This window comes from Noviherbaspirillum saxi (assembly GCF_003591035.1).
GTDB lineage: Bacteria > Pseudomonadota > Gammaproteobacteria > Burkholderiales > Burkholderiaceae_D > Noviherbaspirillum > Noviherbaspirillum saxi.
This window is the reverse complement of record NZ_QYUO01000003.1, coordinates 704,051-719,003: the sequence shown is the minus strand read 5'-3', so window position 1 is coordinate 719,003 and position 14,953 is coordinate 704,051. Positions and strand designations below refer to the sequence as shown.

Sequence of the window (14,953 nt, the reverse complement as noted above, 5' to 3'; positions counted from 1 at the left end):
TTCCGTCACAGGTAAGTATTGAGGATGGCGTGCAATAGCTTGCTCCACCCATCGACGATGACGAACAAAAATAGCTTGAGCGGCAGCGACACTGTCGTCGGCGATACCATCTGCATGCCTAGCGCCAGCAACAGGTTGGACACGATCAGATCGATCACCAGAAACGGGATAAAGATCAGGAAGCCCATATAGAAGCCGGCCTGCATCTCGGAGATCACGAACGACGGGATCAGGATCACGAAGTCGCGTGAGGTGGCCTGCCGGGCTTGCTGTTCCGGCCACAGGCTGCGGGCCTTGTCGAGAAACAGTTCGCGCTGCTCTTCGCTGGCATGCTTGAGCATGAAACCGCGCAGCGGTTCGGCCACTTTGCCGACCGTCTCGACGATGGATGCTTGCGCGCCTCCGTGCGCGCGCGATTTATCGACGCCTTGCGCGATCGTATGAAACGTCGGCGCCATGACAAAGGCTGTCATCGCCATCGCAATCGCATACAAAGCCATGCTCGGCGGTACCTGCTGCACGCCCAAGGCATTGCGCACGATCAACAGCACGATGACGGTCTTCAGAAAGCTGGTCGAGACGATCAGCAATAGCGGCAACAGCGACAACGCTGCCAGAAATAAGGCGATCCCGATGGGATCGGCGCCCATCATGGCACGCGCCCCGTTTCCGTGATCTGGACCGCCAGGCGGCCCTCGACTTCGACCAGTTCACCGCGCGCAATTTCCTTGTTGCGACAGCGAACCACGACCGTGGGCGGCAATGCCGCAGGTAGTTGGATGACTTTGCCGGCGGTCAGTGCTTTCAGTTCCGCGACCGTGCGCTCCACCGTACCGATTTCGAAGGTCAGCATGACCGTCAAATCGTCCAGGGCGGTGGTGGCGTTATCTTCGGGCTCGCGCTCTTCGTCCGGATCGCTGTCGTCCATCTCGTTCATTTCGTCGAGGTCGTCCATGTCGTCGATGTCTTCCCTATCTTCCATCGTGGTGCTCCATCCATTGAATTGAAGTTGCAGATCCGTTCCGCTGTCGAGCAAACTCGCGTGCATGGCAAGGTCATCGCCGAAAGTGATCCAGCCTTCGCCATCGGGCCGGAAGCGAGCCTTGTCGAGCAATACCAGGTCGCCCCGTGTCAGCGCCGAGAGACGATCCAGCCGCACTGCGGTCGAGCCGATCACGATCGGTCTGGACACTGTCAGATCGTCCGTGGCAAGCAGGTGATCGGCCAGGATATCGGTCCAGCCCTCCGCCTGAGCCAGCGCACACAGTGTCTGGAAGGTCCCGCACAGATGTGCGGTGAATGACCAGTTTCCCTGTTCCGGCAATAGCTGCAGTGTCAGCGTCTCCTCGTCCTGCGCGCACTCCGCCGGCAGCACTGCACGCATGCCGAACAGGTCCTGCCATTCGGCCGGCAGGCCGGACACCGCGACTGAGGCGATCCATCGATCCAACTGCGCCGACTCTGGCGCTGAAGGAATATCGATTCCGGTCAAAAGGCGGACCAGGGCATCGCCAGGCGCGACAGTGAGCGGACCATGCACGCTCTCCATGCGCATCCTGCTCCCCGCTTCACTCAGGGCATGCGCGCCCGGCAGGATGCGCACCTGCACCGGCATGTCATCGATCGTGATCCAGGCCGACTTCCCCGCGCCGACGATATTGGACAAACGCGCGCTGCCGCCAGCGACCGAGCGCAGCATGAGGCGGCGCACCGATAGCTTGCTGCGACTGGTTTGATGATTTTCCTCGGGCATGTGCATGATGGCGTCGCCGATCGCTTACACGATCGTCAGTTGAATATCGAAGCCGGCATGCCGGCTCGCTTCCCGTTCCACGTCGCCACGGGCGCGCTGCAAGGCCATGCGGGTAGCGGTATTGCGCGGCGACAGCCAGACATTGGCGTAGTGCGGCTCAAGCTGCACATAGCCATCGATGATGCCCAGGCGCGGCATGTCGATGGTGAACGGGCCGCTCACGCCGGCATTTTCGACAATCGCGCCGGCCAATCCGGACAGCGTGCTATCGGTACCCGATCCGACGACCGCATACTGGCCGGCAAAGGTATCGAGCCCGCCCGACGACACGCCATTTCCGACCAGCATTCGCCATTCCGCGACGGTGGCAAGCTCGAAGGGCAACCCATGCTCGCCGGTATTTGCCAGCGGCAAGGGATCCAGCGACAGCGAATACCTGTTTGCATCGAGGATGCCGCTGTCGCCGCCCGCGTGCGCCAATATGAATGAATGGGGCGCGTCTGGCGCCACAACGTTCAGCTTTGGCGGTGTGACGGCTTGTTGCTCCCCGGGCCCGGCATCCTTGTCCGGGCCCGGCATCGGGTTTGAACCAGGGTCAAGCCCGGGGCTCTGGCTTGGATTCGACCCTGGCCTCGGCCCCATACCCGGCTTGCCGTCGGCATCCGCTTCGCGCACATTCGGGTTGTTGCCGATATCGGGCGCGGCGACAGTTCCAGCATCGCTCATCGACTCTTCCTTTGTCAGTTACCGCGTTGTACCGGCGCCTGCAATACTTTCAGGCGCTCCACGGCAAGCGCGTCGGTACGGCGCTTTGCCTTTATCTGTTCGAGCCTGCTCTGCTCGGACTGCAATTCCACCTTGGCATTGGCCAGGCGATCCTTCGCGGTTTTCAGGCGCTCCTGCAGCTTTTCATGTGCATTTCTCCATGCGAACAGGCCATCCTTGCCGGTCGCCGCTCCGCTTGCCAGTTCATCGTTGAGTCGGCGATGCTCGTTGCGGCAGAACTCGTCGGTACGGTTCAGCATCTGGTCCGCCGCCGACACCTTGCGGTTTGCTTGTTCCACCGCGGCGTTGGCCCGGCTGACTTCCAGGTCGGCCAGCTGCAGCCGGCGGTCGCGCAGCATCTCGATTTTCTTTAATACCTTGGTTTGTTTGGTGCTTGCCATGCGTTCTCCCTCAGGCCGGATACTTGCGCGCCAGCGCAATGGCCGCCTGCACGCTATCGCGGAAGCTGACCGGCTTGCGGATGTCCTGCTGCAGGTAAGCCATGATTTCGTCATAGGCGGCGACCGCCTGGTCGGTTTCCTTGTCCACGCCGGACTTGATTTCGCCCAGCTTGAGCAGCAGCTCGATGTCCTGGTATTTCGACAGCAACCTGCGCAGCCTATGCACCGCGCGCTGGTGATCGCTCTCCACGATGCTCGGCATGATCCGGCTCAGGCTTTCCAGAATGCTGATGGCGGGGAACACGCCGCGCTCGGCCAGCGAGCGCGTCAGCAGTATGTGCCCGTCGATCAGCGAACGCACCTCGTCGGCGATCGGGTCTTCCTGCACCGTGCCTTCCACCAGCACCATGTACATGCCGGAAATCGCGCCATGACGGGTATTGCCCGCACGCTCGACCAGGCGCGGCAGTTCGGCGTAGACCGACGCCGGTACGCCGTTGCGCCCGATCGGCTCGCCCGACGCGATACTCGTTTCCCGCACCGCCCGCGCAAAACGGGTCAGCGAATCGACCAGCAGCAGCACATGCTTGCCCTGGTCGCGAAAGCCTTCGGCCACGGCGGTGGCGGTATAGGCAGCCCGCGTGCGTTCGGCGGCGGCACGGTCGGACGTCGCGCCAACCACCACGGTACGGCGCGCCAGTCCCGATTCGCGCAGTTCGTGAACGATCTCGGCCAGTTCCCGGCCGCGTTCGCCGATCAGTGCGAACACCACCACGTCGACATCGGCATTGGCGGCAATGGCTGTCATCAGGGTCGATTTGCCGCAACCGGGACCGGCAAACACGCCCACCCGCTGTCCCTTGCCCAGCGTAAGCAAACCGTCGATCGGCCGCACGCCGGTCTGGAACGGCGTGTCGATCGGAATCCGGTCCCCCATCGCCGGCCCGCCGCCACGCACCGGCACCTCGACTGCGTCGTCGCCGGGCAACGGCATCTCGCCGATCGGATTGCCGAAACCGTCGAGCACCTGCCCCAGCAGATGCGCGCCGACCACCAGCCCGTGCTTGCGCGCCAGCGGCCGCACCCGCAGACCGGGGCCGACACCGTCGAGCCCCGAAAACGGGGAGAGAATCGCGCGATGATCGTTGAAGCCTATGGTCTCGCACAGAACAGTAGCGCCGGAAGCAAGGCCGATCTCGCACATTTCGCCGATCTTGACGTGCGGGATGACGGCTTCCACCAGCGGTCCGACCACGCGTGCCACCTGCCCGTAGGACTCGACAAGCGATACCGATTCCAGCCGCGCCGCGACCTGCACCAGCCGATCGGCGGCACGGCGCGGATACGCCGGAAGATTGATTTTTTTCGAGCGGCTTACCATGGCAATTCGATGCGGCGTTTGCCGGCAAATACGATTTTCGTGGGAGCGATCGCTACCAGCCGGTAGTCCTGCAAGGTATCGCCGACGAACAGTCTTTCTCCGCTATCGGTCACGATGTTGGCATAGCTGCCGCTGGTGACTTCGACAATCTGAAATGGCAGCATGTCCTTGAGCGGCACCACCTTGACCCGGATCATGAACGGCAGGCGGTGCATTTCCGAGAAGCTGTTGATCAGTCGCGTCAGACGTCCTTCTTCCTCGGCGTCGAGCGCGCCGCGCGCTTCCCAGCCGGAGGTCAGGGTGTCGCCCATAATCAGATCGACGCGGTCGAGCAGTTCGCGCTGCGCCAGCTGCTGTTTGAATTGCGCCAGCAGCTGCTCGATCGGAATGCGCGGCTCGGGCTTGGCCGACGGCGCAACGCTTGCGGTCCGCGATGGCTTTCCCAGGACAGTCCCATTGTCGATCCTGGAAGTCGAGCCGCTAGGTTTGCCTGCCTTTTTCACATTCAACTCCTCGCCGCCAAAGCGTGCATGCGCCGCCGTGGCGATCCAGATCAGCAGCGGCGCCAGAAACAAGACAACGGCGATCATGACGGTCGGTCGCTTCACGCGCCGCTGCAGCGGTATGCCTTGAGGAGCATTCTGATCCGCCGCCGGCACCGCACGTGTCGAATCGGCTCCTGCCATGTCAGGCGCCGGCGGAACATCACCGAACGGAGTATCGGGTACGCGCAGCGGCTCCGCAGGCGGCGCTTCCCAGGCGGCATCTGCTTCGTAAAAGCCGATCCAGATTCCCCCCAGGCTGAACCGCATACCGGGCGCGAGCCGCACCGGCTGCGCGACCGGCCAGCCATCTTCAGAGAGCACCACGCCGCCCCCCGGCACCAGGACATGGCCGTCGTTTTCCTTCCGTATCTGCAGATGCAATGGCGCCACGCCCGGATCAACGACGATGACGTCGGCATTGTCCGAGGCGCCCAGCGCCAGTTCTTCGTCATCGAGTTCGAGCACCGCGCCGCGATGCAAGCCCGACAGCATCCGTAGTTCCATTAAATCCTCATCCGTGTGCCGGACATGCAGGACGCATCCCCGGCAGAATCATCGTTTATCGCCGCAATCTCATCAGGTCTGCCGGTATCGTTTCCACGTTACGTGTCTGCGCCGGCGTTTGCATTTGCGTCGGTGCTGGCAGATCGGGTAGGCGTGCTACCACAGGCCGGCGCAGCGTCATCATGTCTTGCGGGATCGTGTCGGCCGCGCCAGGCGGCACGCTCGGCGGCACACTAGACGCCGCAGCAGGCGGGTTAGCGGGCACAGCCGCAGGCAGGCCGGCGACAGGCGCCGCCCCCGGCCGTACCAGGCGCGGCGTGATGATGAACAGCCGCTGCTTGGTCTGGCTGCTCGTGTGGTTGCTCGAGAACAGCGCACCCAACAGCGGCACCTTGGACAGCCCGGGCACTTCCTGTACGCGCTGCGCCGACGAGTCGGAGTTGTAGCCGCCGATGACCAGCGAGGCCTGGTTCTCCAGGATGGCTTGCGTACTGATCGTGCTGCGCTGCACTTCCGGCGAATCGACCGCGACCCGCTCGGTGATCTTTCCATCCTCGATATCGACCGTCAGATGGACGCGCGGCCCGTTCTTTTCTTCGATCACGCGCGGTATCACGCGCAGCATCGTTCCAGCGGTCACCGGGGTCACGCTGGCCACGCGCTCTCCCGTGGATTTCAGGTACACGGTCTGGCTCAAGTCCAGTACCGCCACCAGGTTCTCCAGCGTCAGCACGCTGGGCTTGGCGAGTATGCGGGCTTCTCCTTGCCCTTCGAGCAGCTGCAACTGTGCAAAGAAATGATCGAGGCTTTGCAGCACCAGCGTGCCGCCTGCGAGGCCGCGCCGCGCAAAGGCGCCGGCGGCGCCGATGCTCAGGCTGTTCTTGGTCCCGCCGACGGTGAATTCCGCACCGATTTCCTTCAGCCGGTCCTGGCTGATATCCACGATCAGCGCTTCGATTTCCACCAGGTTCTGCTCCACGTCGAGCGCATCGATCAGGCGCTGATAGTAATTGCGCTTGCTCGGGCTATCCCAGATCACGATCGAATTGGTGCGCACATCGCCCTCCACCTGCGTGGCGCGCAAGGGCTTGCCCGATGCATGCGAACCGAAACTTCTGGCCTGCTCTGCCGGCGGCGGCATGAAACCCGGCAAGGCATTCATGCCGGTCAGGCCAGGCAGCGGCAGATTGTTCGGCATCGGCATTGTCGATTCGGCGCGCGACGGATTGGCCGACATCGACGGCGCGGCCTGCGACGACAGCCCGGTGTGACCCGTGTTGCCCTGACGGGAGGACAGCATGTTCTTGAGCAGCGTGGCCACGCCGGGCGTGACGGTCACCTTGTCGCGTATCGTGACCTGCCGGTCCTCGACCGCCGCATACCTCAGGCGAAACACCATGGCTTCCGGATCTTCCTTCGCCCCGGAGCCGGACTGGATCACCTGCTTGACGAGACGTAAATATTCGCTCGGGCCTGAGATGGCGACCACCCGCTCTTCCGGCAGTTCGCCCCAACCGAATTTCGGCTCGAACAGCCCCAGGCCGACCAGGGCCGCCTTGGCATCGGACACAGTGTTTTCCGTCAGCGCGATGCGTTCAAACACGGCATCGGACACCGGGCTGACATACAGGGTGTTGTTATAAAAAAACCACTGCAGGCGCTGCATCGATGTCAGCCGCTCCAAAAACTCGAGCACCGTCGCACCCTGGAGTCGGCCATTGACCGTACCGCTCACCCGGGCCGACAGTTTCAGTTCAGCGCCATGGCTTTGCGCAAACTCGGCCAGCAGCCGGCTCAGCGGCGTCCTGTTGGCGTTATAGCTGTAGCCGACATCCTTCCAGTGGGCTGGAGACGCGCACAACGCGGCGAGCGGGGCGAGCGCCAGCGCAACCAACGCGCATAGCCGGCTCAACCTGTGTCTGGCATCCCTCCACATGAACACTCTCCTGTTTTCATTCCACGTACGCAGTAACTGCACCAGTTAGCAGGCGTCGTGCCACCCCACGCAGAATTCCTATGCCACTGTTTTTAAACAAGAATTTTCATATTCAAATTGAAATGGCATTTCTTCATTGCGTTTCCGAAAGGTCGTGCCGCCTTGTGTCGTGCACCGGTGGCAGCGCCATGGCTCAACTGTCGTCACCCCAGTCGTTGAAGTCGTCTTCCCGGTTCTCTTCATCCGGCAGCGCGATGGTGGTGATGACGTTGACCCTGACTTCGGGTGTCAGCTCGGTGACGGCAAGAATCGTCACTTCCGGGAATTCCGGCTCCAGCATGGTGCGCAGATAGCGACGGACATCCTGCGCACAAACCAGTACCGGCGTGCGGCCCTTGGGCTGGAATTCGGTGACCGCATCGCGTATCGCCGCAATGATCTGGTTGGTGGCTTGCGGGCTGAGCGCCAGGAAGCCGCCGCCCGCCGCCTGGCGGATATTCGAACTGAGGTGTTCTTCCAGCTCCGGTTCCAGCACGTAGGCCTGCAACTCGCCGTCGGACGCGAGCTGGTGGCAAATCTGTTCGCGCAGCGCGAAGCGGACAAACTCCGTCAAGGCAGCGGTATCGCGCTCACGCTGACCGTAATCGGCCAGCGTTTCCATGATCAGGCGCATATTGCGCACCGAGATGTTCTCGCGCAACAGCCGCTGAAGCACGTCCGCGTACTTCGACGCCGGCACCGCCTTCTGCAATTCCTTCGCCAGTTCGGGCATCCATTCTTCCATCCAGCTCAGGAACTTCTGCGCTGCCTGCACGCCGGTAAAACGCGGCCCGTAGCGCAAGAGCTTTTGTTCGACGCGGCCGTAGATCTGGGATTCCCATTCGACGGCGACCGATTGAACATCGGGATCGGACGCCGCCGCGTCACGAGGCACCCAGACGATATCCACGCCGCCCATGCCGCCCCCCGGCTCGATAATGCTGCCGGGGATGGCTGCAGCCTTCTCGGCAAAACGGCCAATCACACCAACCTTGTCCAGGGCGATCTGCGCGCGCAGCATCGGCACTTCATAGACGCGAAATTCCATTGCATCGTCGGCCAGCCCGCCTTCGTACTTGAAGACCACAACCGGCAGCGTCATGCCCAGCCCCGTGACCAACTTGTTGCGCACGTTGTTGACGGTGTTGATCAAGGTTTGCATCGATGGATCATTCTCGAACTTCGCGGGCAATGCGACCTGCAACGAATCCATTTGATTGAACTCGTGCACGACCTGCGCTTCCTGTTTGCGCTTGTCGCCTTTTTCGCCGGTCGTCTCCTCGGTCTTTTCGCGGCGTGACGCGTAATAGGCGCCTCCGCCGGAAATCAATGCCAGTGCGCCAAACATCACACTGGGCATGCCGGGAATCAGCGCGAACAGCACCATCACCGCCGATACCGTGCCCAGGGCCTTGGGATAGGCGAAGAGTTGGGCCGACAGTTCGCCGCCGAAGTTGCCTTTTTTGCCGCCGCCTTTCTGGGTACCGCGCGTGATCAGGATCGCTGCCGTCATCGAAATGAGCAGCGCGGGAATCTGCGCGACCAGGCCGTCGCCGATGGTCAGCACCGAGTAGTGACGCATTGCCTCGGACATGCTCAGGCCGCGTCCCATCACGCCGATGGTCAAGCCGCCCAGCAGATTGATGGCGACGATCATCAGGCCGGCGATCGCATCGCCCTTGACGAATTTCATCGCACCGTCCATCGCACCGAGCAGCTGGCTTTCGGTATCGAGCAGACCACGCTGGCGCTTGGCTTCGGCCTGATCGATCAGGTTCGCGCGCAGCTCGCCTTCGATTGCCAGCTGCTTGGCCGGCAACGCGTCCAGCGAAAAGCGGGCCGATACTTCGGCCACGCGTTCCGCGCCCTTGGTCAGCACGATGAACTGCACCGCGGTCACGATCAGGAACACCACCATGCCGACCACCAGATTGCCACCGACCACGAACTCGCCGAAGGTTTCCACGATGGCCCCGCTTTCGCCGTGCAACAGAATAGAGCGCGTGGTCGCAACCGAGATGCCCAGCCGGAACAGCGTGGTAAGCAGCAGAATCGTCGGAAAGGTCGCAAATGCAGTAATGCCCGCCACATACAGCGACAGCACCACCAAAAAACCGGAAATGAACAGGTTGACGGCGATCAGCATGTCCAGCATGGCGGTGGGGATCGGCAGGATAAGCAGGAACACGATGCCGATGACGGCCAGCGCGACGAAAATCTCGACCTTGGCCACCGCGGCGCCAATCGAGATCGCCGACGTTTTCAGCTTCTGCGGCGTGAACCGCTCAAGAGTATCTGTAGTCATTGCATGATCCGGCAAGTGGATTGAAATGGATGGAGATACGACGCGGCGTGCACGGCCGCGCCATGAGGAACCGGATGCGCTGGCTTACCGATCAAAACCATCATCGAGAGAGCGGCGCGAAGGCGATGCAGACCCGCGCCGGCGCGTTATAGAAGCTGCAGTTCCTTGAGGCGCAGACGGGCCCGCGAGATGCGGGAGCGCACGGTGCCGACCGGGATGCCGAGACGCGCGGCGGCCTCTTCATACGTCATCTGTTCGTCGAACACCAGGCCGAACACGCTGCGTACTTCATTGGACAAACCGTCGATCACCTCGGAAACACGTTCCATCAACTGGATGGTCTCGAAGGTTTCCGCCGGACTGCGTCCGACTTCCTCGATATGCGCTTCTTCCTCCAGCTCGTCGAAGATATCGTGCGCCCGGGCGCGCTTGTAATGATTGCGAATGAGATTGGCCGCGATACCGAACAACCAGGTCTCGGGACGGGATTGATGGCGAAAATTCTCGCGGCAGCGCACTGCCTCCAGCAAGGTGTCCTGCACGATGTCTTCGACATCCTGCATGTTCCCGATCCGGCGGCGAACAAAGTTATGCAGTCGGCGGCCATGAACGGACACCAGTTCTTCCAGCGCCTTCAAATCAAACGTTACGTTGATTTGCGAAATTTCATCGGTAGAGATTTGCATAGGTGGCTCCATACACAGCGGATCAGGGAAAACATCGAGGTTCGTGTCGTCCTTATGGCAAGCCGTGTGCCACCTGCGTTTTTTATTCCAAGCGATTGAATTTAAAAGAGTTTTTCTTCTTCGTTGATTGTTGGAGGGCTTTTGCGCCTCTTTAAGTTTTTAAAATTCCATTCAAGTTATTAAAGAGAGGCGCGCGGGCCGGGGAAGTGTGTGCGGTTGACACGGCACGTCAAAGGAATTTTTCGTTTGTTTTTTTGTGCGCCGTCCAGATCACGCATTTCTTCGTGTTCTGACGCGTCTACAGACGTGCAAGGAAGGGCAGTGTTTTCTGGTTGCTCTCGCTTCCCTCGTCGGGCTCCCTCACCTGAACCGCAGCGACACGAATGCCTTCTATTACGTTGATACGTAATCCATAAGAATTGGGAGGACTAGACCGCCTCAGAAAGTCACTCGGCTTGCACAGTACACCTGGCTCATTCGGGGCGTCGCCAGCATTGCGCATGATCCATTTGCCGTCTTCCTTGGTAAATACCCCGAGGACGTCACCTGCAGGCGACACAACGATAACGACGTCCGTAGAGCTATCGATCGAGCCGGCCACGCTGTCCAAACTTTTCCGTCCGGCGTGGATATTTCCCTGTGCTGTTTGCTTGAGATACTTTGAAAGCGAGAAATTAAAGCGAGGAGTACCAAGTAGCCTCGCCGCCGTTGATCGGTGTTTGGGATACTGAACGCCGAAGTCCGTTATTTGCTGCGCCAAATCCGAAGCGAACGCCGCGAAGGGGTGGGGTGTATTTCTGTCGGCGTGGGTGATTTTCGCGGTTGCCGGACTTTCATTCATTGCTGCAAGCGCTCTTGCACGCCACGCCGCTATGTTCGAAGCCAACTCGCTCGAATACGGCTGGTTCGCATTAGTCAATGGAAATCTGACGTCGCTATGTTCAACGTCAGACGATGCGGAATAATGGGATTCAACTCCCGCACCGCGGCTAACGTAGGCGCACATGTTCCTTCCCCGACAACCGCTTGCCCGGGCGTTGAAAAGCCGTCGCGCTCGGGCGCGGCCGCTGTGCATCCTGCTTGCTCGAACCAAACAGCGGATCAGCACGCCATGCCTTTGCCTGCTCCGCCATCTTGACCAGATGCTTGCGCAATTCATCGGGCGGCGTATCGGCGATCACATAGCAGGCGGAGAGCACGACGCGCCCCGTCTCGGGCGAGATGGCGAACGTCGGTCCCTTGCCATCATAGAGCGACAGATTGGTTTCGAGCAGTGTGCGGAAGACATCCGTTTCGCTGCCGCGCGGCGCCTCGCCGAAATCGGCATAAGCGAAGATCGCATCGGGATTCACTTCTTCGCTGTAGATCAGCGAGAAGACAATATCGTTGACCGCGATCGGCCCGCCATGCAGGATGCGTTCCGGTTCCGGCAAACCGCAGTGTTTGCAGAATTCTTCCACCAGTCGTGTAAATTGTCCTTGGTTCACGTTTGTTCCTTTGAATAAAGTTGCTTACTGATATATCAATATCTGATTCCAGAATTAACGCCATTCATCAAGCTATCCGCCGCGCTTTTAATGCTGTGCAAGGCGCTCAACAAAGCGTCTATCAATCTGGACCTCGGATGGTTGGGGCTCATATCGTCAGACAAATGCAACACCTTTGCTGTCGAGTCGGGCTTTTCTTGCAGATCGTCAGAGCCCTCCTTGAGAGGCGAGATCGGCTGCAAGTGATCTTCCGTAACTGACTCAACAGCCAAATTGGCGATTGACGATCGGCGTGAGATCGTCCGCAGGGAACTCATAGATCCTGTTCTCGACCGGTGCGACCCGTTCAGCTGTGCAGTCGTCGACACCTTGGGACGAGGTCCGCCCGGCGCGGGGAGAATATCCGTACCTTCGAGCCCTTCGCTCGACGTCGAGGGAGATTGGTTTGGTACAGAATTGCGACTGCCTCCTGTATGCGGGCTAGTCGATAAATCGACATTGCTTGAATTTGTATTTGATATAAAGGTCATACTATTCTCCTGCAACCGGCAATTCCTTGCCCTGTTCGCCATGCATCGCAGCCAGCAATGCCTGCACGCTACCTTCGAACGATGCGCGCCATGTGCCGCGCTCAGCCACCAGCAGGCATTCTCCCGGCCGCAGTGCCGCGTCCGCCTGCAACGGCCATGGAATATCCTCTTGCGATGCTTGCAGGCCTTCGAGATCCTGCGCATTGACGTGCAGCGTGCAGTCCGGCAATTGGCCGGCCTCGGACATCAGGGTGCACACCGTCGACTGGATCTTTTCCCGCGCCGGCAGTTTCGCGGACAGCATGGTAAATGCCTTGCGCACCACATCTAGCGCATGCTCCTCCAGCGCCTCGGTAAACAGCGCCAGGCGCCGCTCGTACTGAGACTGATACGCCGCCGCCTCGCGCCATACCGCCTGTTCGGCCTGTTCGGCGACCGCCTCTTTTTCACGCGCCATCGCTGCACGCGCTTCCTCGATCATCGTGGCGGCCTGCATCCTTGCCTCTTCCATCGTACGTGCCGCCTCCACGCGAGCATCGTCGACAATCGACTGTGCAAGGTCGCCCAATCCCAGTTCATCGGCCTTGACGATACCGCGCCGTACGCCGATGCCCCGCAGCCGCGCCGCGGCCGGAAGTGGTCTGGCCAGACTATTCATGCCGGTCCTCCATATCGTTGATGTTTGCATTCATTGTTGCTGACCGATCGCCTGATGTCATGTTATGGGTCAGGATTGGTATTAGCCATCGCCGGCGTGCTGCAGGGCTGCGCCCCAGAGGCGCGCAAGTATTCTCGCGGCCCGATGCGCATTGCTTCCGGTGGCAACCAGCGCGGTCCGGGAAGGACTGTTAACCTGTTCAGTCGCATAGCGCAAGGCGATGCGCCGGAACAGTGCCGGATTGCTGTCCGCCAAAGCCAGCTTCACCGAAGCCAGTCCATAAAAACCGGTTTTTTCCTCGCCGCACAGATCGTCCGGCTCGAACACCGCGCCCGGGATAAGACAGGCGCGCGACAAAGCCCAGCGCACATCATCTCCGCTCGCCCCGCATGCCCGCGCATCGCGGCCCAATCCTAAACTTTTGCTGCGATGCTGGGCGAACAGCATCGCCAAACCGACCAGGCGGTCGGCACGCTGGAAAACAGCATCGTCGGCGAAGGCCAGCATCCACCAGACGGAACCATCGATGCTTTCCGGATGACGCGCAAGCGCAAAACGTTCGCACCATGCTGGATAGGCAAGGCGGCGCTGCAAAACGTCGGAACGCTGCAACGCGGCGCCTAACGCGCCATCACCGCCCAGCCACGAGGAATGGATATACCGCCATGGGCTATACCAGTTGCGCAGCGTGCCCACACCCGGATGGACTGCGGCGCCGGTCACGATATCGGGCAGATCATTGATTTGCATGATGCCTACCTATGTTGAGCCAATGTCGCGGACCGCCATCAGGCAGCGGACTTGCGCAAGAAGGGTAAATCCGCGCGCCGGTAATACAGACCGCCCAGGCCTGCGACGATCAACAGGATGAGGCCTATGCCCAGCACCTGCATCACCAGCCCGGTATTGCCCGCCGTATCGGCCGCGCGCTTGGCCGGCATCGTTCCCTGTACGAACACGACGGAAATCTTGTCCTGTACCGCAACGCCAAGTCCTGGAATACTGCGCGCGACGAGCTGGCGTATCCGCGGCAGAATCAGGTCTGCATCGAGGCTGCGGTCGTGCTTGATGAATACCGCGGCAGACGAAGGCGTCACCGGCTCTCCGGGCGCCACCTTCTCCGGCAGCACGACATGCACCCGGGACAGAATCACGCCGTCGATTTGCATGAGCGTGAATTCGAGTTCCTGCGACAAAGCATAGATGTAACGCGCACGCTCTTCCAGCGGACTGGACACCAGGCCCTCTTTCTTGAACACTTCGCCCAGTTTCGTCTGGCGGCGGCGCGGCAATCCTTTTGCGTTCAGCACGGCGGTGGCGCGCGACAGATCCGCTTCGCCAATGCCAATGGACACTCCGTCCTTCGACACTTTCTTGTGGGCCGGGATACCGTCGTCCTGCAATGTGGCGAGAACCTCGTTGGCGTCGGCATCGTTCAAGCCAGTCAACAAGGTGGTGTCCTCCTTGCATCCGGCCAGCGAAGCCAGCGCAAGAATGAACAAGCCGATTGCCAGGTATCGCATCAGGCGATGCATGTTGTGCGCGCTGAGCATCATCATTGGAGCCTCGTCAGCTGTTCAACGGCTTGCTCGACCTTGCCGATCACTTTCGTGGCAAGGCTCGCTTCGAGATACATTTCCGACATTTCGTGAGTGACTTTCCACATCGCCTGCGGATCGTAGGACTCGGACGACTTGAACAACGCCTTGTCGATGGCCTTGTTCCGTGTCTGCAGTCGGGAGGAGACCGACTGCAGGCTGGACAGCATCGACTGGATATCGCCATGAGCAGATACTGCATGCACGGGTGTCATGGCGTTGCCTTGCCCGCCGTGGTTCAGTGCGGCGTGGAAGTCCGCGACATCACTCCATCCGGCGCTATTGCCGCTCGGGTTAGCCTCGCCAACCTGTTCCATCAATGTACCGGTGTCCTGGATTTTGGATAATGTGCGTTCACTCATGCT

Annotated in this window: 15 protein-coding genes; all 15 read right to left on the bottom strand. The window is 60.7% G+C overall.

Annotated features, from left to right (window positions below; all coding sequences use genetic code 11):
* Positions 1-5: 5 nt before the first annotated feature.
* Positions 6-653, bottom strand: a complete 648-nt coding sequence (gene sctR / locus D3871_RS26400; protein WP_119772058.1) for a type III secretion system export apparatus subunit SctR — start codon at positions 651-653, stop codon at positions 6-8.
* The gene (locus tag D3871_RS26395) at positions 650-1,759 is read right to left on the bottom strand and encodes a FliM/FliN family flagellar motor switch protein (RefSeq protein ID WP_119772057.1); all 1,110 of its coding nucleotides are present in this window, start codon (positions 1,757-1,759) and stop codon (positions 650-652) included. Before D3871_RS26395 ends, sctR begins: the two co-directional genes overlap by 4 nt.
* Positions 1,760-1,777: 18 nt before the next feature.
* On the bottom strand, positions 1,778-2,479 hold the full coding sequence (locus D3871_RS26390; RefSeq protein ID WP_119772056.1) for a hypothetical protein: 702 nt from the start codon (positions 2,477-2,479) through the stop codon (positions 1,778-1,780).
* Between the two features lie 14 nt (positions 2,480-2,493).
* On the bottom strand, positions 2,494-2,919 hold the full coding sequence (locus D3871_RS26385; protein WP_119772055.1) for a hypothetical protein: 426 nt from the start codon (positions 2,917-2,919) through the stop codon (positions 2,494-2,496).
* 10 nt (positions 2,920-2,929) lie between these two features.
* Positions 2,930-4,300 carry a FliI/YscN family ATPase gene (locus D3871_RS26380; RefSeq protein ID WP_119772054.1) on the bottom strand — a complete coding sequence of 457 codons (1,371 nt, stop codon included), beginning with the start codon at positions 4,298-4,300 and terminating at the stop codon, positions 2,930-2,932.
* The gene (locus D3871_RS26375; protein WP_119772053.1) at positions 4,294-5,349 is read right to left on the bottom strand and encodes an FHA domain-containing protein; all 1,056 of its coding nucleotides are present in this window, start codon (positions 5,347-5,349) and stop codon (positions 4,294-4,296) included. The genes D3871_RS26380 and D3871_RS26375 overlap by 7 nt, the downstream gene beginning before the upstream one ends.
* 55 nt (positions 5,350-5,404) lie before the next feature.
* Complete coding sequence (sctC, locus tag D3871_RS26370) at positions 5,405-7,285, bottom strand: type III secretion system outer membrane ring subunit SctC (RefSeq protein WP_119772052.1); 1,881 nt, start codon at positions 7,283-7,285, stop codon at positions 5,405-5,407.
* A 193-nt stretch (positions 7,286-7,478) separates the two neighbouring features.
* Positions 7,479-9,629, bottom strand: coding sequence for a type III secretion system export apparatus subunit SctV (gene sctV, locus D3871_RS26365; protein ID WP_147376916.1), 2,151 nt, complete (start codon positions 9,627-9,629; stop codon positions 7,479-7,481).
* Positions 9,630-9,775: 146 nt separating this feature from the next.
* Positions 9,776-10,315: an RNA polymerase sigma factor gene (locus D3871_RS26360; protein WP_158598074.1), complete on the bottom strand. Its 540-nt coding sequence runs from the start codon at positions 10,313-10,315 to the stop codon at positions 9,776-9,778.
* A gap of 298 nt (positions 10,316-10,613) precedes the next feature.
* Positions 10,614-11,156 (bottom strand): hypothetical protein, encoded by a 543-nt coding sequence (locus D3871_RS26355; RefSeq protein ID WP_119772049.1) that lies wholly within the window; start codon positions 11,154-11,156, stop codon positions 10,614-10,616.
* Between the two features lie 148 nt (positions 11,157-11,304).
* Positions 11,305-11,802: a CesT family type III secretion system chaperone gene (locus D3871_RS26350; RefSeq protein WP_119772048.1), complete on the bottom strand. Its 498-nt coding sequence runs from the start codon at positions 11,800-11,802 to the stop codon at positions 11,305-11,307.
* Positions 11,803-12,333: 531 nt separating this feature from the next.
* The gene (locus D3871_RS26340; protein ID WP_158598073.1) at positions 12,334-12,990 is read right to left on the bottom strand and encodes an HrpE/YscL family type III secretion apparatus protein; all 657 of its coding nucleotides are present in this window, start codon (positions 12,988-12,990) and stop codon (positions 12,334-12,336) included.
* Between the two features lie 81 nt (positions 12,991-13,071).
* Positions 13,072-13,740 (bottom strand): hypothetical protein, encoded by a 669-nt coding sequence (locus D3871_RS26335; RefSeq protein WP_119772045.1) that lies wholly within the window; start codon positions 13,738-13,740, stop codon positions 13,072-13,074.
* Between the two features lie 38 nt (positions 13,741-13,778).
* Positions 13,779-14,549 (bottom strand): type III secretion system inner membrane ring lipoprotein SctJ, encoded by a 771-nt coding sequence (sctJ, locus tag D3871_RS26330; RefSeq protein WP_199724934.1) that lies wholly within the window; start codon positions 14,547-14,549, stop codon positions 13,779-13,781.
* The gene (locus D3871_RS26325) at positions 14,546-14,950 is read right to left on the bottom strand and encodes an EscI/YscI/HrpB family type III secretion system inner rod protein (RefSeq protein WP_158598072.1); all 405 of its coding nucleotides are present in this window, start codon (positions 14,948-14,950) and stop codon (positions 14,546-14,548) included. The genes sctJ and D3871_RS26325 overlap by 4 nt, the downstream gene beginning before the upstream one ends.
* Positions 14,951-14,953: the final 3 nt, after the last annotated feature.